The organism is Sphingomonas sp. UYAg733 (assembly GCF_054057355.1).
The window spans coordinates 1-25,552 of the sequence record NZ_JBSRZE010000008.1 but is presented as its reverse complement, the minus strand read 5'-3'; the positions used below and the strand labels follow the sequence as shown (position 1 = coordinate 25,552).

At 63.2% G+C, this 25,552-nt stretch carries 20 protein-coding genes; 6 read left to right on the top strand and 14 right to left on the bottom strand.

Going from position 1 to position 25,552, the window contains the following annotated elements; all coding sequences use genetic code 11:
- The first annotated feature begins 52 nt into the window (after nucleotides 1–52).
- Nucleotides 53–2,035 carry an OPT family oligopeptide transporter gene (locus ACVWZA_RS14185; protein WP_457311894.1) on the top strand — a complete coding sequence of 661 codons (1,983 nt, stop codon included), beginning with the start codon at nucleotides 53–55 and terminating at the stop codon, nucleotides 2,033–2,035.
- Between the two features lie 61 nt (nucleotides 2,036–2,096).
- On the opposite strand, the gene ACVWZA_RS14180 is transcribed toward ACVWZA_RS14185, so the two are convergent.
- The 3 genes from ACVWZA_RS14180 to queF form a co-directional block, all read right to left on the bottom strand.
- The gene (locus ACVWZA_RS14180; protein ID WP_457311893.1) at nucleotides 2,097–3,380 is read right to left on the bottom strand and encodes a glycoside hydrolase family 130 protein; all 1,284 of its coding nucleotides are present in this window, start codon (nucleotides 3,378–3,380) and stop codon (nucleotides 2,097–2,099) included.
- Nucleotides 3,381–3,422: 42 nt separating this feature from the next.
- Complete coding sequence (locus ACVWZA_RS14175) at nucleotides 3,423–5,696, bottom strand: glycosyltransferase (RefSeq protein ID WP_457311892.1); 2,274 nt, start codon at nucleotides 5,694–5,696, stop codon at nucleotides 3,423–3,425.
- Nucleotides 5,697–5,862: 166 nt separating this feature from the next.
- A complete protein-coding gene (gene queF / locus ACVWZA_RS14170) occupies nucleotides 5,863–6,309 on the bottom strand; it encodes a preQ(1) synthase (protein ID WP_457311891.1) in 447 nt (148 codons plus the stop codon).
- A gap of 248 nt (nucleotides 6,310–6,557) precedes the next feature.
- Here queF and ACVWZA_RS14165 point away from each other — a divergent pair, with 248 nt between their 5' ends.
- Both ACVWZA_RS14165 and ACVWZA_RS14160 read left to right on the top strand, forming a co-directional pair.
- Entirely contained in the window at nucleotides 6,558–7,949 is a 1,392-nt protein-coding gene (locus ACVWZA_RS14165) for an HYD1 signature containing ADP-ribosyltransferase family protein (RefSeq protein ID WP_457311890.1), read from the top strand.
- A gap of 68 nt (nucleotides 7,950–8,017) precedes the next feature.
- Complete coding sequence (locus ACVWZA_RS14160) at nucleotides 8,018–8,299, top strand: DUF6881 domain-containing protein (RefSeq protein WP_457311889.1); 282 nt, start codon at nucleotides 8,018–8,020, stop codon at nucleotides 8,297–8,299.
- Nucleotides 8,300–8,347: 48 nt separating this feature from the next.
- Here ACVWZA_RS14160 and ACVWZA_RS14155 read toward each other — a convergent pair whose 3' ends face one another.
- Nucleotides 8,348–9,448 carry an MlaA family lipoprotein gene (locus tag ACVWZA_RS14155; RefSeq protein WP_457311888.1) on the bottom strand — a complete coding sequence of 367 codons (1,101 nt, stop codon included), beginning with the start codon at nucleotides 9,446–9,448 and terminating at the stop codon, nucleotides 8,348–8,350.
- A gap of 251 nt (nucleotides 9,449–9,699) precedes the next feature.
- Here ACVWZA_RS14155 and ACVWZA_RS14150 point away from each other — a divergent pair, with 251 nt between their 5' ends.
- The 3 genes from ACVWZA_RS14150 to ACVWZA_RS14140 all read left to right on the top strand — a co-directional run bounded on the left by ACVWZA_RS14150 (nucleotide 9,700) and on the right by ACVWZA_RS14140 (nucleotide 12,730).
- On the top strand, nucleotides 9,700–10,539 hold the full coding sequence (locus ACVWZA_RS14150) for a sulfurtransferase (RefSeq protein WP_457311887.1): 840 nt from the start codon (nucleotides 9,700–9,702) through the stop codon (nucleotides 10,537–10,539).
- A 10-nt stretch (nucleotides 10,540–10,549) separates the two neighbouring features.
- Nucleotides 10,550–11,752, top strand: a complete 1,203-nt coding sequence (gene metC / locus ACVWZA_RS14145; protein WP_457311886.1) for a cystathionine beta-lyase — start codon at nucleotides 10,550–10,552, stop codon at nucleotides 11,750–11,752.
- A 207-nt stretch (nucleotides 11,753–11,959) separates the two neighbouring features.
- Nucleotides 11,960–12,730, top strand: a complete 771-nt coding sequence (locus tag ACVWZA_RS14140) for a TorF family putative porin (RefSeq protein WP_457311885.1) — start codon at nucleotides 11,960–11,962, stop codon at nucleotides 12,728–12,730.
- 183 nt (nucleotides 12,731–12,913) lie between these two features.
- On the opposite strand, the gene ACVWZA_RS14135 is transcribed toward ACVWZA_RS14140, so the two are convergent.
- The 10 genes from ACVWZA_RS14135 to ACVWZA_RS14090 form a co-directional block, all read right to left on the bottom strand.
- On the bottom strand, nucleotides 12,914–13,321 hold the full coding sequence (locus ACVWZA_RS14135; RefSeq protein ID WP_457312042.1) for a DUF3035 domain-containing protein: 408 nt from the start codon (nucleotides 13,319–13,321) through the stop codon (nucleotides 12,914–12,916).
- 1 nt (nucleotide 13,322) lies between these two features.
- On the bottom strand, nucleotides 13,323–13,877 hold the full coding sequence (gene lspA, locus ACVWZA_RS14130; protein WP_457311884.1) for a signal peptidase II: 555 nt from the start codon (nucleotides 13,875–13,877) through the stop codon (nucleotides 13,323–13,325).
- On the bottom strand, nucleotides 13,874–16,777 hold the full coding sequence (ileS, locus tag ACVWZA_RS14125; RefSeq protein ID WP_457311883.1) for an isoleucine--tRNA ligase: 2,904 nt from the start codon (nucleotides 16,775–16,777) through the stop codon (nucleotides 13,874–13,876). The genes lspA and ileS overlap by 4 nt, the downstream gene beginning before the upstream one ends.
- A 207-nt stretch (nucleotides 16,778–16,984) precedes the next feature.
- Nucleotides 16,985–17,908, bottom strand: a complete 924-nt coding sequence (locus ACVWZA_RS14120) for a bifunctional riboflavin kinase/FAD synthetase (protein WP_457311882.1) — start codon at nucleotides 17,906–17,908, stop codon at nucleotides 16,985–16,987.
- Nucleotides 17,909–18,099: 191 nt separating this feature from the next.
- Entirely contained in the window at nucleotides 18,100–19,266 is a 1,167-nt protein-coding gene (locus tag ACVWZA_RS14115; RefSeq protein WP_457311881.1) for a dipeptidase, read from the bottom strand.
- A 38-nt stretch (nucleotides 19,267–19,304) separates the two neighbouring features.
- Complete coding sequence (locus ACVWZA_RS14110) at nucleotides 19,305–19,790, bottom strand: dihydrofolate reductase (RefSeq protein WP_457311880.1); 486 nt, start codon at nucleotides 19,788–19,790, stop codon at nucleotides 19,305–19,307.
- Between the two features lie 136 nt (nucleotides 19,791–19,926).
- Nucleotides 19,927–20,721 carry a thymidylate synthase gene (locus ACVWZA_RS14105; protein WP_457312040.1) on the bottom strand — a complete coding sequence of 265 codons (795 nt, stop codon included), beginning with the start codon at nucleotides 20,719–20,721 and terminating at the stop codon, nucleotides 19,927–19,929.
- On the bottom strand, nucleotides 20,721–21,464 hold the full coding sequence (locus tag ACVWZA_RS14100) for a class I SAM-dependent methyltransferase (protein ID WP_457311879.1): 744 nt from the start codon (nucleotides 21,462–21,464) through the stop codon (nucleotides 20,721–20,723). Before ACVWZA_RS14100 ends, ACVWZA_RS14105 begins: the two co-directional genes overlap by 1 nt.
- Nucleotides 21,465–21,565: 101 nt before the next feature.
- Nucleotides 21,566–22,693, bottom strand: coding sequence for a peptide chain release factor 2 (gene prfB, locus ACVWZA_RS14095; RefSeq protein ID WP_457311878.1), 1,128 nt, complete (start codon nucleotides 22,691–22,693; stop codon nucleotides 21,566–21,568).
- A 114-nt stretch (nucleotides 22,694–22,807) separates the two neighbouring features.
- Nucleotides 22,808–25,348, bottom strand: coding sequence for a penicillin-binding protein 1A (locus tag ACVWZA_RS14090; protein ID WP_457311877.1), 2,541 nt, complete (start codon nucleotides 25,346–25,348; stop codon nucleotides 22,808–22,810).
- Nucleotides 25,349–25,552: the final 204 nt, after the last annotated feature.

Sequence of the window (25,552 nt, the reverse complement as noted above, 5' to 3'; positions counted from 1 at the left end):
CGCCGCGGGTGATTTCGCGGGCACCACCCCCATTTTCGCAAGGTAAGTTTTCATGGCCTCTGTCTCTGCGACGACCCCCGCTCGCCCGCTGGCCGAACTCACGATCCGCGGCATCATTCTCGGTGCGCTGATTACCGTCGTGTTCACGGCCGCCAATGTTTATCTCGGGCTGAAAGTCGGCCTGACCTTCGCAACCTCGATCCCGGCGGCAGTGATCTCGATGGCGGTGCTGCGCTTCTTCAAGAATTCGAACATCCTGGAGAACAACATCGTTCAGACCATCGCCTCGGCGGCGGGGACGCTGGCGGCGATCATCTTCGTGCTGCCTGGCCTGATCCTGGTCGGCTGGTGGACCGGCTTCCCCTATTGGACAACCGTCGCGGTCTGCGCTGTGGGCGGCATATTGGGCGTCATGTTCTCGGTCCCGCTGCGCCGCGCGCTCGTCACCGGATCAGATCTGCCTTATCCCGAAGGTGTCGCCGCCGCCGAAGTGCTCAAGGTCGGCTCCGGATCTGCCGAGGGCGATCTTGAAAACGCCAAGGGCCTGCGCGTCATCATCTTCGGGTCGGCGATCTCGGCATTGTTCGCACTGCTCGCGGCGATGAAGTTGGTCGCCGGCGAAGCGGCGAAGACCTTCAAGATCGGCGGCACGGCCACCGGCGTCTCGACCAGCTACTCGATGGCGCTGATCGGCGTCGGCCATCTTGTCGGCCTGTCGGTCGGCGCGGCGATGTTCTTCGGGCTCGTGATCTCCTGGGCCGGGCTGGTACCGTATCTCGCCTCGTTCAACGCGTTTGCCGATCCGGTCGACGCGGTGGTCAACACCGTGTTTCGCAGCCAGGTTCGCTTTATCGGCGCGGGCACGATCGGCGTTGCCGCAATATGGTCGCTGCTGCGCATCATCGGGCCGATCATCGGCGGGCTGCGATCGGCAATGGCCGCGTCGCGTGCACGCGCGGGGGGGGCGACCCTCGACCTGACCGAGCGCGACCTGCCGATCGGTATCGTCGGCGCATCGGTCCTGCTCACCCTGCCTCCGATCGCCTGGCTGTTGTGGAATTTCTCCGCCGGCGGGCCAGTGCATGAATATCCGCTCGCCGTGATCGGTGGCACGGTGCTCTATATCGTGATCGTCGGCATCCTGATCGCGGCGATCTGCGGCTATATGGCCGGCCTGATCGGCGCATCGAATTCGCCCGTATCAGGCGTCGGCATCCTCGCCGTGCTGGGCGCCTCGCTGCTGCTGGTGGCGATCTTCGGTTATTCGACCGATGTCGCGCGCACCAACGCACTGATCGCCTATGCGCTGTTCACCACCGCGATCGTGTTTTCGGTGGCGACCATCTCCAACGACAATCTCCAGGATCTGAAAACCGGACAACTGGTCGGCGCGACGCCGTGGAAGCAGCAGGTCGCATTGGTCATGGGTGTGATCTTCGGTTCGCTGGTTATCCCGCTGGTGCTCGACTTGCTCAAGAATACGCTCGGATTCGTCGGTATGCCGAATGCCGGCCCCAATGCGCTCTCCGCGCCACAAGCGGCGCTGATCTCCTCGCTTGCCAAGGGCGTGCTCGGCGGCGATCTCGACTGGAGCCTGATCGCAATTGGCGCCGGGATCGGTGTGGTCGCCATCATCATCGACGAGCTGCTCAGTCGGAGCGGCAAGATGCGCCTGCCCCCACTTGCAGTCGGCATGGGCATCTATCTGCCGATGGCGCTCACCTTGCTGATCCCGATCGGCGCGGTGATCGGCCATTTCTACGATCGCTGGGCAAAGCGCGCATCCAATCCCGACTTCGCGGAACGGATGGGCACGCTCGCGGCGACCGGCCTGATCGTGGGCGAAAGCCTGTTTGGTGTCGCATTCGCCGGCATCGTGGCCTGGTCCAATCGCGGTTCGCCGATCCCGCCGATCGACGCACCGCTGGCAGTGGTCGGCGAGGGATTCGCACCTATCGCGATGTACGCCGCGCCCTTGTTGTTCGCGGCGTTCATTGCGCTACTGTACAATCGGACACGGTCATTGGCACAATAGCAAACCCGCGCGGGCGAGCTATCACGCTCACTCGTGGCGGCAACGTGCGCGATGGGGCCGCCTAGCGCTCCATGCCGGCGATCAGCGCCTTGATGGGGATAAACGCAAACGCGACCGAACTGTCGGCCACGCCATAAGGCACGAACAGTTTGTCGCCGTGGCGGATCGCGCCGCAGCTATAGACGACATTGGGCACATAGCCCTCGCGGTCCTGGTCGGCGGCGGCGAGGATCGGTTGCGCCGTCCGGCCGATCACCTTTGACGGGTCTTCCTTGTCGAGCAGCACCGCGCCGATCGAATATTTGCGCATCGCGCCGACACCATGAGTCAGCAGCAACCATCCCTCGTCCAGTTCGATCGGCGGCCCGCAATTGCCGATCTGCACGAGTTCCCACGGGTGTTTCGGCGCGAGCAGCCGCTCGCCTTCGTCCCAATGAGTCAGTGTGTCGGATTTGATCAGGAACAAATTCTCGCCGTCCTGCCGGCCGATCATCATATATTGGCCGTTCACCTTGCGCGGGAACAGCCCCATACCCTTGTTGCGCGACGCCGAACCGGTCATCGGCACGAGATCGAAGCCGCGGAAATCGGTAGTGCGCAGCAACTCCGACTGGATCGTCGATCCATTATAGGCGGTATAGGTGCCGAGCCATTCGACACTGCCATCGTCATGCGTGAAGTGGACGAGGCGCAGATCCTCCAGCCCCTTGGACTGCGCCGCCGTGATCGGGAAGATCACCGTACCCGACAGCGTCGAATCGCGGTGGCGATAGACGGTGATCGGACCCTCGGGCAGCTGCTCCTCATCCACGCCTACCGCGTCGGTCGCCGTTGCGAAGGGCGGCTCGGGCGCGAGCTTCATCTCGTTCTTCGAGGTAATGATGCCCTCGCGGAACGCAACCGATGAGATATGCCCCTCGCCCACCGCGCGTAAGCTCATCAGGATGCGCATCGATCCCTTGGGCATGCCCGACTGGTCGAAATGCGGCACTGCGCTGGGGTTCATCAGCGCGGCAGCGGCATAGCTGTATTCGTGGCAAAAATAGGCACCGATCAGCTGACGCTTCTCATCGCCGATCTCGCTGCCGTCGAGCCCAAGCATCTCCTCGATCTCATCATAGCGCGTCATGAACACGCGGCGCGTCTGCCAGTGCCGCGCCTCGAAATCCTTCAGAACCGTTTCCAGTTCGGCGCGCGTCTGTGCCGTATCCATGGCGAGTACCTCGCGCACCAGCCGTTCGGTCCGGCTACCGCCATTGCCGCTCCACGCAAGATGGAACGGACGCACCACGACGCGCGATGGATCGGCATATAGCCGCAATGCGTGATTGAAAATCTCGACCACAAAATGCCTCGCATACAACACCAGGCGGCGTCGTTAGCGAGGCTATGCGACGGCGCGATCCGGTCCTGCCACGCTTTCGCTAGCCTTTGAAAGCCCCGAAATGGCGCAAGAGGCCAATTGGAGCGCCAAAATCGACTCGGCGCCCTGATTCCGGTTCAGGCCAGTTGGCATCAGGCCATCGAAACAGCCGCCGTCCTGCGACGTGGCAAGCGGCAGATCGAGATCGTTCTGGCCGAGATACCAGCGATAGGCGCGGATCGCCTCCTGGACCCAACGCTGGTCGCCAGTCGCCTTGAAGGCGGCGGCACAGGCATCGATCGTCGCCTGTGCCTCAAGCGGCTGCTGATCGAACGGCAACGGGGGCGCATAGGGGCGTCCGAAACTTTCGGTACCGATCGCACGGAATCGCCCTTCCGGCGTGGTCTGCTGTTGCGTGATCCAGTCGAGCGTCGACAAGCCACAGTTCAACAAATCCTCTCGCCCCAGCATCATGCCGGCGCGGATCAATGCCTCGGGCAAACGCGCATTGTCATAGGCGAGGACGATCTCGAACCATTCCCATTCGGGCCGCCGGGCTTCCTCGACCAGCGCGAGCAAGTCGCCCGAAAAACGCTGGAGGATCTTCAGCGCGAGCGAGTGGCCGGGATGTGCGCCGAGCATGGCGGCAGCGCCGAGCATGGCAAAAGCCTGCGCACGCGGACTGCTCAACTCGAACGCAAGACTGGCGGTCTCGTCGAACAGTCGTGCGGCCCAGTCGCGATGCTTTGCCGCGGTCGCGCGTTTGGCGGTCACGCCAAGCGCCCATAGGGTCCGGCCGTTCGAATCCTCCGACCCCTCATCCTCACACCAGGTGCGATCGAAGCTCATGAAATTGCGGAACCGGCGATGGTCGGGGTTCCAGGCATATTGAACGAACGCGGCATAGACCGTCATCCATTTGTCGCGCACAACTTCGTCCATGTCCTCGATCGCGGTCATCAGGATCAGCGCGCGGACATTGTCGTCGATGCAATAGCCGTGGCGGCGATCGGGCACCGACAGGATCGCGTGCTGGAACATGCCGGTCGCATCGCTCATCCGCTCGACTGCGGCGAAATCGGGCGCGAGCGGCGCGAACGCCGGCTTGGCACTCGCCAGGCGGCGCAGCTTGCCCGCGACCATGGTTTCGATCTCGCGCATCGCGGTCTCCGCCAGCACTGGCCAGATCATCGTGCGGCCACGAGCATAAGCGCGCTGCGATAAACGGGTGCGGTTACGCTCACTGCCGAGCAGCAGGTTGATCTCTCGCGCAAACGCCGCGCTGTCGCCGAAATCGACCAGCACGCCGTGTCCGTCGGCGAGAATCTCGGTGGCATGGACATAAGGCGTCGAGACAACCGCCTTGCCCACGCCGACCGCATAGGACAGCGTGCCCGAGGTGATCTGCGCCGGATTGACATAGGGCGTGGCATAGATGTCCGACGCCTGCAGATAATCGATCAATTCGCCATGTTCGAGGAACGCGTCGATCAATTCGACATTGGCGGCGACGCCAAGTTGTTCGGTCAGTGCCTTCAGCCCGTCGCGATATTTCTCGCCCTCATGCGCGACCAGATTGGGGTGAGTCGCGCCGAGCACCGCATACAGCACATCCGGATTGGCCTCGACGATCGCCGGCAGCGCCTCGATCATCGTCTCGATACCCTTGTTGGGTGCGAGAAGGCCGAAGGTCAGAATGGTCTGGCGCCCTTCCCAGCCGAATTGCGCTTTCAACGTGTTCGGATCGACGAACGCGCGATCCGGCACACCGTGCGGGATCATCACGATCGAGCGCGGGTTCGCGCCATAAACACGCTCGAGGATTTCGCGGCCCTTCTCGGCCATCACGATCACGCGCGATGCGCGACGCAGCAGGCCTTCCATAACCCGGCGCTCATCGGCGCTGGGTTTTTCGAGGATGGTGTGGAGTGTGACGATGACCGGGAGCGATACGCGATCGAGCAGCGCAAGGATCAATTCGCCGGCCGGGCCACCGAAAATGCCATATTCGTGCTGCAGCCAAACCGCCTTGGCGCCGCTCGCCTCGATCACCCGTGCGGTGTCGAGATAGGCGATGCGCTCGTGCTGCGGGATGCTGCCGGTCACTTCGGGCGGATAATCGTAAAGCCCGGGATGGTCGTCCATCGCATAAACATCGACCTGCACTTCAGGATAACGAGCCCTGAGCGCGGTAAACGTGTCGGTAGTATATGTTGCAAGGCCGCATTTGCGCGGCAGGAAGTTGCCGATCAGGGCGATATGATCGATAGGCGCCACGACGTCCTTGAGGAGCGACATTTCAATCCTTCCGAGTGTACAAAGGGTCTTCCACCCCAATCATGCCTTCTCCGAACGGCCAGATTTGAATATGGTTGCACTTATGCTGCAGCGCAATAAGTGAATCGTCCTGATCGAGATCAACCTTGGCGCCGAATGAATGGATTCTGCGGCGAGTTGAGCGCCTTCAACCGCGCCCGCGATATCCCGGCACGTCCTGACCCGGTAGCCACATGCCGGCGGGCGGTTCGCCCGACTGCCAGAACACGTCGATCGGTATGCCGCCGCGCGGATACCAATAGCCGCCGATGCGCAACCACACCGGCGCCAGTTCGGCAAACAGCCGCTCGCCGATGCCGACGGTGCAATCCTCATGGAACGCCTGATGATTGCGGAACGCGCCGAGGAACAGCTTCAATGACTTGGATTCGACGATCGTCGCACCCGGCGCATAGTCGATCATGAGATGCGCGAAATCGGGCTGCGCGGTCACCGGACAGAGCGACGTGAATTCAGGCGCGGTGAAGCGCACCAGATAAGGGCGGCCGGGGCGCGGATTGGGGACATAATCGAGCACCGCTTCCTCCGGGGAAGCAGGCAGCGCACTGGTTTTGCCGAGATGAGTTGGAGTCATGCGTGCTATTTAGGGAAGGCGGCGCGAAATTGAAACGCGCCCGGCACGGTGGCAGGTCCGTGGGTGCCGGTCGCCCGCCACCGTCTGACCTTCCCGGACCACTTGTGATGACGGTTGTCTCTCCGACAGGCGAAGGCCCGTCATTTGGAGTCCGGCTCTCCGATTCAATATTCCCATCCGCTCGCTACAGCCCGTTTCGTCACACGGGCGAGCCGATCTGTATCGCTCTGGCCCGTGAGGCGAGGGAGATGCCGGTGCAAATACCATACGAACAAGACAGTCCGGTCGATACGGACCGGGCACGACGCCGGGTCGAGATGCAGCTCTATTCGCGCATGATGACCGATCTGACGGTGCTAACCGACGGCACGCGTGTGCCAAACGATGACGAGATCAATGACGCGTTGCGGCGTGCGGCGCGAGCGCATGGGGCATGGTCGGCTCAGGATGAAGCCGCTTGGCGCAGATCGCCGGGCGGTGGGCAGCCGGCACGCGAATTTGCCTCATTTGACCCGGTCAATTCCACATTCGGAAGCCGCGTGACACCTGGTATGGATCGCGACGTCGCCAATCCCCCGAAGCGCGCCATCGTTAAAGAGCTGGGGGAGAATATAGACAGCCAGGAGTCCGCCGATGAGGTCGTCGATGATTCCTTCTGGTCGGATGGGGATTCCAGCGGGCAAGCCGCTGCCGACCAGGGCAGCGAAACGGTCAATCAGGGTAATGCTGCGGTCATAGATGGCAAGGAAACGGCTACCGAACCGCGAGCCGGAACACCGCCCACAAGCCGCCCATCGGATGCCGGGACGGATCAGCCACAATCTAGCAACCAGTGGCGCGCGCATGTCACCAATGGCGTTGCGTTCAAACCGGATACCGACAAAACCTACTTCGCTTTCCTGCTGGGAGCCGAAGGCGTTTCGGCCACTGATCGCCTGGTGGAACTGCACCGCAACGTACTGAACGGCACGTCGCTGACTGATCACTTGCTGGAAGAATTGCACCCCAGCGACGAACGGCTGGCCAAGACCCTCGACGTCATGAAAGCCGGAGTTGCGGGTAACGAGAAACTCCGGGCCGCGTTCGGCGCGGACATTAATCGACTACAGGCAATCATCGATACCGAACAGGTCCGCGCCAGTGCAGCTTATGCCCGCGAAGCCAAGGCATTTGGCAAGGCCTATGCCATTGAGGTCGCTTCTAACGCGTTAGGCTTCGGCGCGGGCAACGTCATCGGCAAGATCGCGCCGATAGCCATTGAGGCCGCCGCGCCCTCCGTGCGCGCGTTTGGCAACCGAGTCGGTGGAGCTTTGTCGCGACTCTCCGGGCGCGCTGCGAACACAGTGGGGAATGAGGGAGGTACGGCCGGTCGCCAAGTTCTGTATCACTATACAAACGAAGCCGGTGCGGCCGGCATCGCGGAAAGCCGATCCCTTAATCCGTCACTTTGGCGAGCTGGAACCAAGGACGTTCGATATGGTAACGGACAATATGTCTCAGATTTTGCGCCAGGAACTAAAACGCCCGCACAATTATCCCGTGAGTTCCTGGGTCGGCCGTTCCATGGTGATCGTTTTACACACTATGTCGAAATTGATGCAACCGGTTTGGGAGCAATCCCAGGTCGCGTGGGTGTCTAAGTTATCCGAAACGAAACGCCGCTTGACCTGACAGGCAGACTTCTCGGTAGCGGAAGGATTCCAGGCAAATGAAGTATATCAAAGTTAAATGGATGCACACCTCGCCCGACGATCCAGTGATGCTTTACAGCGAACTGAATCCGGAGCTTTGGGAAGAGAGAAAAGTTGAGGTTTATGCCGATGGGCGCGCTGATTTTGCCGACAGCGAAGAACATTCAGGCAGCACGAAGCTTGGCATAGAGCCGTTCCCGACAATGGAGGAGATTGCCACCGATCCGCAATTTGAACCCGTGGCGATATCGGCCGCGGAGTTTGAATCTGTGTGGGAGCAGGCAAAGGCAAGAAAGTAGCGATTGGCCTCAATACTCGTTCGCTATCGGGCGGGATTAGTTGTGCGCTTATGGCGTGGGAGAGGCCACCTCCGGCACCTTCGCTCCGACGCCGGGCGTCGGTGCGACGGGCGCCGCTGTGGTTGAGACAGGCTCGGCAGGCGCAACCGCCGCGCCGAACGTTCCGTCAACCCCAAGTACGGGCACGACGGGCGGTGCGATGGTCCGCGTCACGATACGATGCCCGGGCCATTTCGGGCTATGCAGGCGATCGATTTCGGCCTTGCGCTTGCGCAGGTAATCGTCGCGCGTCGCGGCATAGGGATCGGTGGCGGTGTGCAGGACGGTCAGCTTGTCGTCGAACGCCACGCGGTAATCGAGCGCGCTGAGCACGTTGACTGGAATTGTGTAGTACGCCTTGTTGAACGGCGTGCCGATCGTCACCGGCAGGAGCAGCCGGTCGACCGAAATCCCGAACAGATCGCGCAGCGTGGTCGGGCCGACCAGCGGCAGAAAGAAATAAGGTCCCGGTTTCACGCCATAATAACCGAGCGTGTTGGCCAGGCTGTTGGGGCGATGCGGCAGCTTGAAGGGTTTGCGTTTGGCGATGTCGACCACGCCGGCCAGTCCGACCGTCGAGTTGATCGCGAAGCGCCCCAGCGTTTCCGCCGCTTTGCCCGGCTTCAACTGCAGCAGGTAATTCAGGAAGACGATCGGCTCCTGAATATGGTCGAGGAAATTGTGGATGCCGTCGCGCACCGGCTTGGGCAGGCCTTTTTTGTAGCCCATGGCGATCGGCGCGACAAAAGCGCCATCGATCGCCTGGACCGCCTTGTAGGACTGGACATTGACCCGTTCGAGCGGATCGATCGGCGATCGGCGTCGCGACAGGACAAGAATGTCCTGATCGACAAGCGGGTCGCCGGCCGGTGTCTGCGCATCCGTCGGCGCCGACTGGTCGGGTGCCGCCGGGGCCTGAGCCGTAGTGGCCGGGGCCACAGGCAGAGCCTCTGGCGGCGCGACGGGCACCGCCGGTACGGGGGATTCCGGCGCAACGACCGGAGCGTGCTGAGCGCTTGCCGTTTGGACCATCACTGGCGGGATCGGCACTTCGACAGCGGCCAATGGCGAATTCGCGAACAGCACCACGGCGCCGAATACAGGACTCATTATCTCTTTATCCCCAGCCGACCGGCTCAATTGCTTATGGCGCACGATTCGTTTTCACGAATGCGCCCGCGCGCGACTCAGATATTGGTCCCGCGCCAAGGTTCAATACTCGAATTTGTAATAAATATATCAATTCCGTTTGGCGAAGGCGGGAATCAGTCACGCGGTCGGGAATGACATCTTCGCCCCCACCTCACTCGACGCCGCGCCCGAGGCTCGCTAGTGAACCGCAATCTGCAAGGGAGATGGCAATGGACTCGCTGGTGACGACCGAATGGCTCGCGAACGAAATGGGCGCGAACGACCTGCGTATCGTCGATGCCACCTATGTGCTGGCCGGCGACAAGCGCAATCCGGCGGCCGAATATGAAGCGGCGCACATCCCCGGCGCGGTGTTCATGGATCTGGCCGAACTGGCCGATACCAATACCGACCTGCCTTCGATGCTGCCGCCGCCGGAGAAATTCGCCAGCCGCATGCAGTCGCTTGGCCTCGGCGATGGCAGCCGCATCGTGCTGTACGATGATTCGCCCTATCACACCGCGGCGCGCGCCTGGTTCATGCTGCGCACGTTCGGCGCGCATGACGTCGCCATCCTCGACGGTGGCTTCGCCAAGTGGAAGGCCGAAGGACGCGACACGGCGAGCGGCAAGGAGCAGCTGCGCCACCGTCACTTCACCGTCTGGGCCGATAGCAAGGGCGTGCGCGACATCGGCCAGATGAAGGCCAATCTCGACAGCGGCGCGGAGCAGGTGCTCGACGCACGTTCCGCCGCGCGTTTCACCGGCGCCGAGCCGGATCCGCGTCCGGCAACGCATGCCGGGCATATCCCGGGTTCGAAAAACCTGCCGCAGGGCGAGTTGTTCAACGCCGACGGCACCTACAAGCAGGGCGATGCGCTCAAGGCCGCCTTCGACGGCGCCGGGATCGACCTCGCCAAGCCCCTGGTTACCACCTGCGGCTCGGGCATCACCGCCTCGATCCTGGCGTTCGGAGCGTATCTGCTCGGCAACGAGGCCGCGGTCTATGACGGCAGCTGGTCGGAATGGGGTGCGGATAGCTCGACCCCCAAGGCGACCGGCGGCCAGTGAGCCCGACGGCATGACGGATGAGGCAGGGCGCCCAAAGAATGACGCGACCCGCGTCGTGTCCGCCGGGCGACGCAAGGAATGGACCGGCGGGGTGGTCAACCCGCCGGTGTGGCGCGCCTCGACCATCCTGTACGATTCTGTCACCGAGCTGCGCGAACGCGTGTCGGATACGCATCACCAGCTGTTCTACGGCCGGCGCGGAACGCCGACGCAATGGGCGCTGGCCGATGCGCTGACTGAACTCGAACCCGGAGCGGAAGGCACGTTCCTCTATTGCTCCGGCGTCGCGGCGCTCGCGGCGGCATTGCTCTCGGTATTGTCGCCGGGCGACGAATTGCTGCTCGTCGACAGCACCTATGACCCGACCCGCTCGCTGGCGACCGGCCTGCTCAAGCGCATGGGCATCACCACGCGCTTCTACGACCCGATGATCGGCGCTGGCATCGCCGAACTGATCGGCGACCGGACCAGTGCGATCCTGATGGAAAGCCCTGGCAGCCTGACCTTCGAAGTGCAGGACATCCCCGCGATCGTCGCCGCTGCAAAGGCGCGCGGCGTGACCACCCTGCTCGACAATACCTGGGCGACGCCGCTGCTCTTCCCGGCGATCGCACACGGCATCGACCTGAGCGTGCTCGCCTGCACCAAATATGTCGTCGGTCATTCGGACGTGATGCTGGGATCGGTCACCGCCGCGCCGGGTCATTTCGCCAAGCTGCGCGACACCAGTTTCCAGCTCGGCCAGGTCGCCAGCCCAGATGATTGCTGGCTCGGCGCGCGCGGCCTGCGCACCATGTCGGTCCGCCTCAAACAGCATGAGACGAGCGCATTGAAGATCGCGCTCTGGCTGCAGGACCAGCCCGAAGTCGCCCGCGTGCTTCACCCCGCTTTGCCCGGCCATCCCGGCCACGAATTCTTCCTGCGCGACTTCAAGGGCGCATCCGGCTTGTTCTCCTTCGTGCTCGACGGCGGCGATGAAGCGGCCCGCGCTGCGCTCATCGACGGGCTCGAACATTTCGGTATCGGGTATAGCTGGGGCGGGTTCGAGAGTTTGGCGCTCCCGGTCGATCCCGTTCGCTACCGCAGCGTAACGAAACGCGATGATGCCGGACCGATGGTGCGGCTGCAGGTCGGGCTGGAGGATGCCGACGACCTGATCGCCGACCTTTCCGATGGACTGAGCCGGTTCCGCGAGGTCGTTGCGCCGCGGTAGCAAAGGTCCAGACCCTAGTGTTGCACCGCGGCCACACAATTATTGCTGAATGTTGCTGAATGCCGAATTTTGTTGTGCACTGCAGCAGCTTTCGGCAATTTGGTTGCGTCAACGGTTAGTAGCACGGGGCATTCAAGTGCCCGACAGATGCAACATCCGTGAAGCGCAGGTTGGGACGATCTTATTCAAGACGTCGAAAGGGATATCATGCGCATTTCCACACTCAGCCTCGGCGCGCTGCTGCTCGCCGCGACTGCCACACCTGCGTTCGCACAAGACGCCGCCGCACCAGCACCGCCGCCCGCAATCACCGTCACCGGCGGCGCGACGATCGTTTCCGACTATCGCTTCCGCGGCATTTCGCAGACCGACAAGAAGGTTGCGGTCCAGGGCACTTTCACCGTCAGCCATGAATCCGGCTTTTATCTCACCGTCTGGGGCTCTTCGATCGACGATTATGTCGCGGCGGGCAGCGACCAGGAAGTCGATTTCATCGCCGGCTATTCGCATACCATCGACGGCTTCAAGCTCGATGGCGGCATCCTTTATTATTACTATCCCGGCGGCGGCCATCTGAAGACCGACTTTTTCGAGCCTTATGCCGATGTCTCGTACACCGCCGGTCCGGTGACCGGAAAGGTAACGGTCAATTACGCGCCTAAACAGGACGCGTTGAGCCTCGATGGCATCCATAAGGAAGACAATGTGTACCTGGCCGGCGATCTTTCGACCGGCATCCCGAACACGCCGATCGCGCTCAGCGCGCATCTCGGCCACACCTTTGGACCGAGCTATCTGTCGGCCGGCTACAAGGACTATACCGATTGGGGCGTGGGCGCGACCTACACCTGGAACCACCTGACGGCCGGTATCAGCTATGTCGATACCAACAAGGACACGTTCATCATCGACGGTCCCGGCAAGCTGCGTAACATCACATCTTCGGGCGTGGTCGCCTCGCTCGGCGTCGCTTTCTGAACACCGATCGCGTTCGAAAAGGGCCGTCGCTTCGCAAGAAGCGGCGGCCTTTTTGTTATTTTTGACACGTCCTCATCGTCGTCGAATTTACCGCCTTCGGCCCCCGGACACAGCAAACCCCCGCCCATAAGAGCGAAGGGTTGCTGGATCATGGTGCGACCGCTCATTCGCGGCCGCGCGGGATTATGGGTTGGGCGTGGTCGCGCGTGCGTCCTGGCCGTCGCCTTCGGGAGCGGCGACGATGTCGCGAGTCGTGCCGCCCTTGTCGACCACCGTCGTGCCGGGGTCGCCGACATCGGAGCGGATGCCGGTATCGGCCAGATCGCCACCCGCCGCGTTGACCGTCGCGGTTTCCGACGCGCTACGCGCCGCCGAACCACCGAACAGCGCATCGAGCGCCTGGGCATTGGCGCTGCCGGCCGAGACCGGAGCGGCGCCCGGTGCCGGCGGCACCAGCGAGAAATCGGGCGGTATGACCAACGGCGCCTGGCGCGCCACCGCGAACTCGTCGGGGCGGTCGCGGTTGATCCCGGTCGAGCCACATCCGGCCAACAATACCACCAGGCCCAGCCCGGTTGCGATCGACGCCATCTTACGCATTTAAATTCTCCACTGGAGCTCGTTCGTCGCTCTGTCGCCTGTCGGGCCCGCCGTCAGACCCTGTGCCGGTCTTGTCCCGTACCAGAAGCGCGCGAACGAGCAAGATGAGCACCCCTATCGTAATCGCCGCGTCGGCGACATTGAAGACTAAAAAGGGCCGCCACTCACCAAAATGCAGATCGGCGAAATCGACGACATACCCAAAACGCACGCGATCGAGGATATTGCCGATCGCACCGCCGAGCACGAGGCCAAGCGCGATCTGGTCCTGGCGGTTCTTTTCGCGCGTCATCCACACCAGTACGCCGACCGCGATCGCCCCGGTCAGCGCGACCAGGCCCCAGCGCATCATCTCGCTATCGGCCGGGAACAGGCCGAGCGACACGCCGATATTGGGCACGAAACGCAACTGGAAGAAGGACGTGATCTCCCGCACCGCGCCAAGATGATCGATGCCGAGCGGCCCGGTGATCATATGCTTGGCCAGCTGATCGACCAGGAAGACGATGATCGCCGTCACGAAACCGGCGGGGCGGAGCGACTTCATGCGGGTACGACCTCGGTACAACGGTCGCACAGCGTGCCGTCTTCCATCACTTCGGGAAGATGGCGCCAGCAGCGGCCGCATTTATGGAAATCCGTCGGGGTCACCGATACGGTGTCGCCTTGCGTCACTTTCGCCACGATGAACATCTCGGCCAGCGCCGCCACCGGCAGCGGCGATTTAGGCACCACGACTTCGGCCTCGAGGCTTGATCGTACCAGCTTTTCACGGCGCAACGGCTCAATCGCCTCGGTCACCTGGACGCGAAGTGCACGCATATCCGCCCAGTTGGTCGACACCGCATCGTCGCCCGGAAGCGACGGCAGTTCGGGCCATTCAAGGAAATGCACCGAACCATCCTCACTCGGGAAGCGCGCCTGCCAGACTTCCTCCGCTGTGAAGCACAGGATCGGCGCGGCATAGCGCACCAGCGCGTGGAACAATATGTCGAGCACGGTGCGATAGGACCGGCGCTTTATGTCGCCATGCGCGTCGCAATACAGCGAATCCTTGCGGATATCGAAGAAGAAGGCCGACAGATCCTCAGCCGCGAAATCGGTCAGCAGCCGCAGATAGCGGTTGAATTCGAAATTCGCCGTCGCCGCCTTTAATTCGACATCGAGCTTGCCGAGCAGATGCAGGACATAAAGCTCGAGCTCGGGCATTTGCTTCGGCGCGACCTTCTCCGAATCCTCGAACCCGTCGAGCGCGCCGAGCAGATAGCGGAAGGTGTTGCGCAGCTTGCGATAGGCGTCGCTGGTCGTGCCGAGCACTTCCTTGCCGATCCGCACATCCTCGAAATAATCGGTTTGCGCGACCCACATGCGCAGGATGTCGGCACCCGATTCCTGGATGATCTTGAGCGGATCGACGACATTGCCCAGGCTCTTGGACATTTTCCGCCCCTGCCCGTCGAGCGCAAAGCCATGCGTCAGGACCGCGTCATACGGCGCGCGGCCACGCGTGCCCGCGCTTTCCAGCAACGACGACTGGAACCAGCCGCGATGCTGGTCCGATCCTTCGAGATACAGGTTCGCGCGCGTGCCCTCGCCATAACGCGCCTCGATCACGAATGCGTGAGTCGATCCGGAATCGAACCACACGTCGAGGATGTCGTTGATCACCTCATAATTTGCCGCGTCGTACTTCTCACCAAGCAACTGCTGATGATCGGCGGCGAACCACGCATCCGCACCGCCCGCCTTGAACGCATCGACGATGCGCGCATTGACCGCCGGATCGTTGAGATACAGCCCGGTCTTGCGATCGACATAGAGCGCGATCGGCACGCCCCAGGCGCGCTGGCGGCTGATCACCCAGTCGGGGCGCTGCTCGACCATCGCGCGAATCCGGTTCTGCGACCGCGCCGGCACCCAGCGCGTGCGCTCGATCGCGTCGAGCGCGATGTTGCGCAGCGTCGGGCCATTGCCCTTGGCGTGACCAAGCACCGGTGCGAAGCCGGTCTCCGCACCGATCTCGATCGGCGTCGGCGCGGCATCGGCCTGTTGCGGTTGGTCCATCGGGATGAACCATTGCGGCGTCGCGCGGAAGATCACCTTCGCCTTGGACCGCCAGCTATGCGGATAGCTGTGTGCGAAATCGTCCGACGCCGCGAGCAACGCACCGGCCGCGCGCAGATCCGAACAGATCGGTCCGTCCGACGCGACGAACTTCTTGTTGATCACGCTGCCCTGCCCGCCCAGCCACAGCCAGTCGGCCCGGTACATGCCCGCACCATCGACCGCGAACACCGGGTCGATACCGTATTGCTTGCACAGCAGGAAATCGTCCTCGCCATGATCCGGCGCCATATGGACCAGGCCGGTGCCGGCTTCGGTGGTGACGAAATCGCCGGGCAGGAACGGACGGGGCTTGGCGAAGAAGCCTCCGAGATGGTGCATTGGGTGGCGTGCGATGGTGCCCTGCATCATCGCCCCGGCGAACGTTCTCCAAACAAACGTATCACCACCAAAGAACCCCACTTGGTCACCAGGCATTTGATGCGACGGGCTCGAAGTCCCAGTTGCCGTCAGGCCGGTTCGAGCAAGGAACTCTTCCGCTAGTTGGGCTGCGACTACGTATCGTTCATCACCGACGTGTACGACGGTGTAAGTTATTTCAGGCCCATAGCTCAGCGCCTGATTCACCGGGATCGTCCATGGCGTGGTCGTCCAGATCACCGCATGCGCGCCGACCAGTTCCGGCGCGTTCGGCGCGTCCATGATCTCGAACGCCACGTCGATCTGAGTCGACACGACATCCTCATATTCAACCTCGGCCTCGGCCAGCGCGGTCTTCTCGACCGGCGACCACATCACGGGCTTCGCGCCGCGATAGAGCTGGCCGCTCTCGGCGAATTTCAGCAATTCGCCGACGATCGCCGCCTCGGCGTCGAATTTCATGGTGAGATACGGGTCTTCCCAATCGCCCATCACGCCGAGCCGCTCGAATTCGCCACGCTGCACCGCGACCCATTTCTCGGCATAGGCGCGGCATTCGGCGCGGAACTGCGCGACCGGCACCTGATCCTTGTCGAGCTTCTTGGCGCGATACGCTTCCTCGACCTTCCATTCGATCGGCAGGCCATGGCAATCCCAGCCCGGCACATAAGGCGCGTCCTTGCCGAGCAAGGACTGGCTGCGGACGATGATGTCCTTCAGCACCTTGTTCATCGCATGGCCCATATGGATGTCGCCATTGGCGTAGGGCGGGCCGTCATGCAGGATAAAGCGCTCACGCCCCGCGCGCTGTTCGCGCAGCCGGTCGTACAGGCCCAGTTTTTCCCACCGCGCCAGAATCGCCGGTTCCTTGGCGGCAAGGCCGGCCTTCATCGGAAAGTCGGTCTTCGGCAGGAAGACGGTGTCGCGATAGTCGCGTGCGGTGTCGGAAGGCGTATCGGTCATAAGTGCTGCGGCATTAGACGAGCGTTTCGCCGGACACAAACACCGAACTGCCCTTCTCCCCCTGTGGGAGAAGGGAGGAGCCGCGCAGCGGCGGAGGGATGAGGGGGAGTGAGGCGGGGAAAGGGTGGCCAATCTCTGCCAGTCCCCCTCACCCTTCCCATCGCTATGCGATGGGCCCCTTCCCTCTCCCACAAGGGGAGAGGGAGGTTAGGCGAGCAGCTCAGCTGCCCGATCGCAATCCGCCACCATCTGCGTCGTCAGAGCCTCCAGCGACTCGAACCGCACCTCGGGCCGCAGATATTCGATCAGCTCGACCTCGATACACTGGCCGTACAAATCCTCCGAAAAGTCGAAGAAATAGGGCTCGAGCAATTCCTTGGGCGGGTCGAAGGTCGGGCGGATGCCGAGATTCGCCGCACCTTTCAGCACACGACCATCGGCCAAATGCCCGCGCACCGCATAGATGCCATAGGCTGGCCGGAGATAATTGCCCATGTCGACATTGGCGGTCGGATAACCGATCGTGCGGCCGAGCTTGTCGCCATGCTGCACCACGCCCTGGATCGCAAACGGCCGGGTGAGCAACGCCGCCGCGCCACGCGGATCCCCGGCGACGAGCAATTCGCGGATCCGGCTCGACGACACGGTCTCGCCATCCTGCGCCACCGCGCCGGCCGTCTCGACCGCGAAACCGTCGCGCCGACCGAATTCGGCCAGCACATGCACATCGCCGCCCTTGTTCTTGCCGAAGGTGAAATCCTCACCGGTCACCACCCCGCCCACGCCGATATTGCCGCATAGCCGTTCGGCGACGAACTGTTCGGCGGTCAGCGCGGCCAGCGTCGCGTCGAAGTGAAAGACGATCATCGCATCCGCGCCCGCCTCACCGAACAGCCGCTCGCGCTGGTCGAGCGTGGTCAGGCGAAAGGGCGGCGCATCGGGCCGGAAATACCGCACCGGATGCGGATCGAAGGTCGCGACCAGCGCCGGCACGCCCCGCGCTCTGGCCATCGCGACCGCAGCCCCGACCACCGCCTGGTGCCCGCGGTGAAACCCGTCGAAATTGCCGAGCGCGACGATCCCGCCACGCAGTTCGGGCGGGATGGGCGCGCTGCCGTCCAGCCGCTGCATGAGCCGGGCTATAGGGAGGTGTGGCGAAGCGCGAAAGTCCTTCTTCTCCTCCCCCGGCACGGGGAGGGGGACCAGCGAAGCTGGTGGAGGGGGTGGGCCGGCAACATACCGCCTGGAGCAGCGCGGCTTGGCACGCCCCCTCCACCACGCGCTGAAGAAGCGCGTGGTCCCCCTCCCCGTGCCGGGGAGGATTAAGGCGTCGGCACGATTCCCGCCCTCAACACCCTAAGCACATTGCCGCCCATCACCTTGCCGATCTCCTCCGGCGTGAAACCGCGATCCATCAACGCCTGGGTCACCGCGACAAGCTGGCTGACGTCAAACCCGGTGGTCACCGCGCCGTCGAAATCCGATCCCAGTCCGACATGATCGATCCCCACCACATCGCGCACATGCGCGATCGCCAGTGCGACCTGTTTCGGGTCGGTGCCGCAAATCGCCGCATCCCAATATCCGATGCCGACCACGCCACCGGTCGCGGCGATGCCCTTGATCTCGGTGTCGGTCAGGTTGCGGTTGACGTTGCACGTCGCCTGTACGCCGCCATGGCTCGACACCACCGGGCGCTTGGCGATCCTGAGGATCTCGGCGACGGTCTCATGGCTCGCATGTGCGACATCGACGATCATGCCGAGCCTCTCCATCCGCACGATCACCTGACGGCCGAGCGGGGTCAGGCCGCCCTTCTTCTCGCCGTGCATCGACCCCGCGACATCATTGTCGAAGAAATGCGCCATCCCGGCCATGCGGAAGCCCGCGCCGTACAGCATATCGAGATTCCCGATCTTGCCCTCGAGATCCTGCAGCCCCTCGATCGACAGCATGCCGCCGACGATCTTCCTGCCCGCCCCGCGTGCCCCGAGCAGCGCATCGAGATCGGCCGCAGTGCGGATCACGCGAAGCTGCCCGTTCGACGCCGCGGCATAGCGGTTGAGCTTGGTCGCGTGCCACAGCGAGCGTTGCAGCAGCGAATCCCAGGTGCGCAGCGGTTGCAGGTCGGCGATGACCAGCGACGTGATATTGTCGGTCGCGGCGGAATTGGCGTCGTAATTCTGTCCCTTGGGCGTCTTGGTCACCGAAGAGAAGACCTGCAGCGCCATATTGCCCTCGACCAGCCGGGGCATATCGACCTGGCCGCGCGAGGATCGCGTGAGCAGGCTACGTTTCCACAACAAGGTATCGGCATGCATGTCGGCGATCTGAAGCCGCGCGTGCAGTGAACGCGCTTCGGGGCTGATCTTCAGCGCGACCGGCACGACCTTGTTCATCGATTTCTCGACGATGCCCGGTGCGAAGACGAAAAAGGCGATAGCACCAAGGATGATCAGGGCGAGAATGCCCCACAGCCATTTCTTCATCGCCCGTCCCCTAATTTGCTTTTGGCGTTACAATTAAGTCAGTTACGCGCCAACGTCACGAAACTATAGGCGGGTCGATCGCCCTCGGCGGGATGATCCTCGCGCGCCACCTCGTTCCAGCCAGTGAAGGATGGCACCGATGCATCGCCTTCGGGCGACAGATGCACCTCGGTCAGTTCGATCCGGTCGGCCCGGTCGAGGAACAGCGCGAAAACCTCCGCGCCACCGATCACCGCAATGTCTCCGTCACCGGCCAGCGCAATGGCGTCGTCCGGCGAGTGCACCACTTCCGCCCCCGCCGCCACCGCCACCGCCGACCATGCACGATCGCGCGTCAGCACGATATGACGGCGACCAGGTAACGGGCCGGGGAAACTCTCGAAGGTCTTGCGACCCATCACCATCGGCTTACCCATGGTTTGCGCCTTGAAGCGCTTCAAATCGGCGGGAAGACGCCAGGGCAGCAGACCGTCGCGGCCGATCACGCCATTATCGGCGCGAGCGAGATGGAAGCTGATACTCACTTGATCCCCCCCGGCACGGGGAGGGGGACCATTTGCTTCTTCAGCAAATGGTGGAGGGGCGCCTCCCCAAGCGCTTCGCTGCTTGGCACGTCCCCTCCACCAGCTACGCCGGTCCCCCTCCCCGTTCCGGGGAGGATCAAACCGCCACCGCCGCTTTTATATGCGGCTGCGCCTCGTACCCGATCAGCTGAAAATCCTCATACTCATACCCGTCGATCGCGTCCGGCTTGCGCAGGATCTCCAACGTCGGCAGCGGCCCGGGCGTGCGCGACAATTGCTCGCGCGCCTGGTCGAGATGGTTCGAATAAAGATGGCAATCGCCGCCGGTCCACACGAACTCGCCAACCTCCAGCCCGCATTGTTGCGCCAGCATATGCGTCAGCAGCGCATAGCTCGCGATGTTGAACGGCACGCCGAGAAAGATATCGGCGCTGCGCTGGTAAAGCTGCAGCGACAGCTTGCCGTTCGCGACATAGGTCTGGACCAGGCAATGGCACGGGCTGAGCGCCATCGCATGCAGGTCGCCGGGGTTCCACGCGGTGACGATCTGGCGACGCGATCCGGGGTCGCGTTTGATCAGCGCGATCAACTCGGCGATCTGGTCGATATGACGGCCGTCCGCCGTTTCCCAGTCGCGCCATTGCTTGCCATAGACCGGGCCGAGATCGCCATTCTCGTCGGCCCATTCGTCCCAGATGCTGACCTTGCGGTCGCGCAGCCACTGCACATTGGTGTCGCCACGCAAGAACCAGAGCAATTCGACGATGATCGAGCGCAGATGCAGCTTCTTGGTGGTCAGTACCGGGAAACCCTTGGCCAGGTCGAACCGCATCTGGTGACCGAACACGCTCCTCGTGCCGGTGCCCGTGCGGTCCATCTGTTCGGCACCGGTGTCGAGCACGCGCTGCATGAGGTCGAGATAAGGCCGCATCAGCCGGCTGCCGCTGGCGTAGCGGGGGGAGGCGTTGAAACCGTCACGCACGGTTTGATCGCCTCCGGCTCCGGACGCGGCCCGGCAGCACGGAACACCGTGAGATAACCGCCGGCCGATGGCATGTCGTGCATCTCGACCAGCGCATAACCGACCGCGGCGAATTCGCACTTCAACAGGCTCGGCGGCGTGCCGTGATCTTGGGTGCGGCGCTTGGCATCGACCACCACCACCTCGCCGCCGGGGCGCAGCGACGGCCGCATCCGCCACAGGAACTCATAAGGCTCCTCGATCTCATGATACATGTGCACCATGAAGATGCGGTCGAAGCTGTTGTCGGGCAGCTTTGGGTTCGCCGGCTCGCCCAGGCGCACGCTGACATTGTCGAGCCGTTCGCGCGCGACGCGCTCGGCCAGGGTGTCACGCACCCCGGCGACGATATCCTCGGCCAGCACGCGGCCATCCTTGCCAACGCGCTGCGCCAGGCGGATCGTGTAATACCCCTCGCCCGCGCCGATATCGGCGACGGTCATGCCGTGCTTGATGCCTGATTTGTCCATCACCTCGCCCGCCTCATTAAGCCGGTCGCGGGCTTCCTCGGTCGACCAGCGCGACGAGACGATATGCGCGACCGGACGGTCGGCGGCGGGGAAAGTGCCGATCTTTTCGACCGGCTTCTTGATCCGCGGCGGGCCGGGTTCGCATGCGGTAAGCGCGAGGAGCGAACAAAATCCAACGCCCAATACCGTTCGTTTCGAGCGCAGTCGAGAAACCGACCCCATGCGCTCCGCAAGGTTTCTCGACTGCGCTCGAAACGAACGGAAGTTTGGGCGGTTCGTGAAACTCAATCCACGTCCTCCACCTCGACCGCCTCACCGGTCACGCGCTGCGACAAGGCCGCTGCCATGAATGAGTCGAGATCGCCGTCGAGCACGTCCGACGGGCTGGAAGAGGTCACGCCGGTGCGCAGATCCTTGACCAGCTGATAAGGCTGCAGGACGTAGGATCGGATCTGGTGGCCCCAGCCGATATCGGTCTTGGCGGCATTCTCCGCATTGGCCACCGCTTCGCGCGCCTGCAATTCGCGCTCGTAAAGGCGCGCCTTGAGCTGGTTCATCGCCTCGGCCTTGTTCTTGTGCTGCGATCGCTGATTCTGGCACTGGACGACGATGTTGGTCGGGATGTGCGTGATGCGCACCGCCGAATCGGTGGTGTTGATGTGCTGCCCGCCCGCGCCGGATGCGCGATAGGTGTCGATGCGCAGCTCGCTTTCATTGACCTCGATATCGATATTGTCGTCGACCACCGGATAGACCCACACGCTGGCGAAGCTGGTGTGGCGCCGCGCCGCGCTGTCATACGGGCTGATGCGCACCAGACGATGCACGCCGCTCTCGGTCTTGGCATAACCATAGGCGTTCTCGCCCTTGAGCAGCAGCGTCGCCGACTTGATCCCGGCCTGTTCGCCCGAATGCTGATCGATCAGCTCGACCTTCAGGCCGTGCCGTTCGCCCCAGCGCGAATACATGCGGCTGAGCATGCCCGCCCAATCCTGGCTCTCGGTCCCGCCGGCACCGGCATTGACCTCGATATAGGTGTCGTTGGCGTCGGCCTCGCCGGCGAGCAGCGCCTTGACCTTGTCGCGGTCGGCACGCTTGGCGAGTTCGGCGAGCGCGGCGACGCCTTCCGTCTCCATCTCGGTATCGCCCTCGGCCTCGGCCATCTCGATCAGCTCAGCGGTGTCGGTCAGTTCGCTTTCGATCGCGCGCGTCGCATTGATCGCCTCTTCGAGGCGGCGGCGCTCGCGCATCACTTCCTGCGCGGCCTTGGGGTCGCTCCACAGCGCCTGATCCTCGACCCGGGCGTTGAGCTCGTCGAGACGGCGGAGCGCACGGTCCCAGTCGAGGAAGCGACGCAGCAGCGCCAGCGCCTCGTTGATGGTGTCGACATGGGCCTGCGCTTCAGCGCGCATCGGGAATACTCCGGGTCAATTCATTGGTCCCGACATCGCCGGGCTTCAGGATATAATGCAGGACACATAGTGCGAGGCATATAGTGCGAGACATATAGTGCGAGACTGGGCGGACTAGTAGATTCCGCCTTCCCTTTGCAAGAAATCGGTGTCGCGGCGCTGTTCGGCGCGCTGTTCGACCTGCGCCGCGCGTGCCTTGATCGCGGCGGCCTGTGCCTGTGCGGCGAGTTCCTCCGGGGTTGCGCGCTTGATCGAACGACGCGGCTCGCTCTCCGGCTTGAACGCTTCCCAGATCATGCCGGCCTTGGGATCGGTGCCCGGCCAGCCGCCGAACACCGGCTTGCCCGAGGCGCGATCGATGCGCACCATGCGGACCCCGGCGGGCGCGCGGAACGGCAGCTTCTCCATCCCGTCATAGGCCTTGAGCGCGAACTGCTTGAAGATCGGCGCGGCGAGCGTGCCGCCTTGCGCATAACCGCCCATGCTGGTCGGCTTGTCGAAGCCGATATAAAGGCCGCCGATGATCTGCGGCGTGCCGCCGATGAACCACACATCGGTCGGGCCCGACGAAGTGCCGGTCTTGCCGAAGACCGGCCGGTCGAGATCGCGCAGCGTCGTCGCGGTGCCGCGCTGGATGACGCCTTCGGTGATATGGATCATCTGAAATGCGGTCATCGCGTCGAGCACCTGCTTGCCGCGAATCACCGGGCGCGGCATCGCCTTGCCGTTCCAGTCGGGCGCGTTGCAGCGGTCGCAGGCACGCCAATTCTCCGGCCAGATCACCTTGCCGTGACGGTTCTGCACGAAATCGATCAGGCTCGGCGTATGCCCGCGACCCTGATTCTCCAGGATTCCATAGGCATTGACCATGCGCATCACGGTCGTCTCGCCCGCGCCCAGCGCGAACGCGAGATAGGGCGGGTATTTGCCGACGCCCATCCGGTCCATCAGCCCGACGACCTTGTCCATTCCGGTGGTCGCCGCCGCGCGCACCGTCATCAGGTTGCGCGATTGCTCGATGCCCCAGCGCATGGTGTGCGGCCCCGAACCGGCGCCGCCACCGAAGTTGCGAAAGCATTTCTGCCCGAGCCGTCCACCCTGATAGACGCAGAACGGCCCGTCGACGATAATCGAGGCCGGGGTCATGCCGTTTTCGAGCGCGGCGGAATAAACGATCGGTTTGATCGTCGAGCCCGGCTGACGCATCGCCTGAGTCGCGCGGTTGAACGATTGCAGCCGCGAATCGAACCCGCCCTGCATCGCCAGCACGCGTCCGGTGGAGGGCTCCATGATCACCATACCGCCGGATATCTTGGGGATCGCGCGCAGCGCGAAGACGCCGCCTTGGGGCGCAACCGCGATGATGTCGCCGACCTTGAGCGCGCCGAACGCGGTGCCGCCGACGCCGCGCACCGGCATCTGCGCGCCCCAGCGCGGCAGCGTGCCGGTCTGGCCGGTGGCGAAGCCGAGCGTCGCATCGTTGGCGCCGACCGCGGTCACGATCGCCGCGCGCCAGTCCGTATAATCGAGCCCGATATTGGTGTTGAGCAAGGCGGGCAGCCAATTGTCGCCGGCATAATCGATATGGCGGATCGGCCCGTTCCAGCCGCGCCCGCGATCATAACGCAACAGGCCGTCGCGCAGCGCGTCCTGCGCATAACCCTGCAATTTATTGTCGAGCGAGGTGCGCACCCACAGCCCGCCGGCATAGACGCTGTACGGGTTGCGCCCATTCTCGGCCGCCTCGCCGAACTTGTCGATCAGCTCGCGACGGACTTCCTCGACGAAATAGCCGTTGACTCGTTCGAACTTCGGCTTCTGGCGTGCGACCGCGCCGATCGGCTGAACCACCGCATCGCGATATTGCGCGGCGGTGATGAAGCTGTTGCGCTGCATCTCGCTCAATACGAAATTGCGCCGCTTCAGCGCCTTTTCGGTGCTGCGGTCGGGATCGTAATTGGCCGGCCCCTTGGGCAGGATGGCAAGATAGGCGAGCTGCGACAGGCTGAGCTCGTTCAGCTCCTTGTCGAAATAGGCATGGCCAGCCGCGGCGACACCATACGCGTTACGGCCAAGGAATATCTGGTTGAGATAAAGTTCGAGGATCTGTTGCTTGGTCAGTGCATCCTCGATGCGATAGGCGAGGATCGCTTCCTTGGCCTTGCGCAGATAACTGACTTCGTTGCCGATCAGCAGGTTCTTGGCGACCTGCTGCGTGATCGTCGAGGCGCCGACCGGGCGGCCGGAATTGCGCAGGTTGATCAGGATCGCCGAAGCGATGCCGGGGTAATCGACGCCGTGATGTTCGAAAAAGGTCTTGTCCTCGGCGGCGAGGAACGCGCGCACCAGCAGCGGCGGATATTCGTCATAGCTAAGCTCGACCCGGCGTTCGCGCGCATAGCTGTGGATCGGCGTACCATCGATACCGCGTACGTTGGTCGGCAGTGGCGGTTCATAGGCGCGCAGATTCTCCACCGAAGGCAGGTTGCGCGAGACCAGCAGCCACAGCACCAGAATGGCCAGCATCCCGAGCAGCGCAAGGATGGCGAGCGTCTTGACCCACCAGCGCGCCCATGAACGCTGGAGGAAGCCACGAAACCCATCGACATCGCGACGCAGGCGGAATTTGACGCGGGGGGATTCGGTTGCGGCCATATGAGCTTCCAGCCTCTAGCAAGTTTGACGCGGCTTGCCAGCCGATGATTGGAACGGCCCGCCGCATTGCCTCACTCCTCCCCGGCACGGGGAGGGGGACCAGCGCAGCTGGTGGAGCGACTATCTGGATTGTCAAACTGCATGCGCGAGGTGCGCGCGCGTTTCGCGTGCCTTTGCGTTGAGCCTGACGAGGAGTTTGCGGGC

Coding starts and splice junctions, on each gene's coding strand:
- ACVWZA_RS14185 (WP_457311894.1), top strand. CDS start 53: ATGGCCTCTGTCTCTGCGACGACCCCCGCTCGCCCGCTGGCCGAACTC.
- ACVWZA_RS14175 (WP_457311892.1), bottom strand. CDS start 5,696: ATGTCGCTCCTCAAGGACGTCGTGGCGCCTATCGATCATATCGCCCTG.
- queF (WP_457311891.1), bottom strand. CDS start 6,309: ATGACTCCAACTCATCTCGGCAAAACCAGTGCGCTGCCTGCTTCCCCG.
- ACVWZA_RS14165 (WP_457311890.1), top strand. CDS start 6,558: ATGCCGGTGCAAATACCATACGAACAAGACAGTCCGGTCGATACGGAC.
- ACVWZA_RS14160 (WP_457311889.1), top strand. CDS start 8,018: ATGAAGTATATCAAAGTTAAATGGATGCACACCTCGCCCGACGATCCA.
- ACVWZA_RS14155 (WP_457311888.1), bottom strand. CDS start 9,448: ATGAGTCCTGTATTCGGCGCCGTGGTGCTGTTCGCGAATTCGCCATTG.
- ACVWZA_RS14150 (WP_457311887.1), top strand. CDS start 9,700: ATGGACTCGCTGGTGACGACCGAATGGCTCGCGAACGAAATGGGCGCG.
- metC (WP_457311886.1), top strand. CDS start 10,550: ATGACGGATGAGGCAGGGCGCCCAAAGAATGACGCGACCCGCGTCGTG.
- ACVWZA_RS14140 (WP_457311885.1), top strand. CDS start 11,960: ATGCGCATTTCCACACTCAGCCTCGGCGCGCTGCTGCTCGCCGCGACT.
- ACVWZA_RS14135 (WP_457312042.1), bottom strand. CDS start 13,321: ATGGCGTCGATCGCAACCGGGCTGGGCCTGGTGGTATTGTTGGCCGGA.
- lspA (WP_457311884.1), bottom strand. CDS start 13,877: ATGAAGTCGCTCCGCCCCGCCGGTTTCGTGACGGCGATCATCGTCTTC.
- ileS (WP_457311883.1), bottom strand. CDS start 16,777: ATGACCGATACGCCTTCCGACACCGCACGCGACTATCGCGACACCGTC.
- ACVWZA_RS14120 (WP_457311882.1), bottom strand. CDS start 17,908: ATGCAGCGGCTGGACGGCAGCGCGCCCATCCCGCCCGAACTGCGTGGC.
- ACVWZA_RS14115 (WP_457311881.1), bottom strand. CDS start 19,266: ATGAAGAAATGGCTGTGGGGCATTCTCGCCCTGATCATCCTTGGTGCT.
- ACVWZA_RS14105 (WP_457312040.1), bottom strand. CDS start 20,721: ATGCGGCCTTATCTCGACCTCATGCAGCGCGTGCTCGACACCGGTGCC.
- prfB (WP_457311878.1), bottom strand. CDS start 22,693: ATGCGCGCTGAAGCGCAGGCCCATGTCGACACCATCAACGAGGCGCTG.
- ACVWZA_RS14090 (WP_457311877.1), bottom strand. CDS start 25,348: ATGGCCGCAACCGAATCCCCCCGCGTCAAATTCCGCCTGCGTCGCGAT.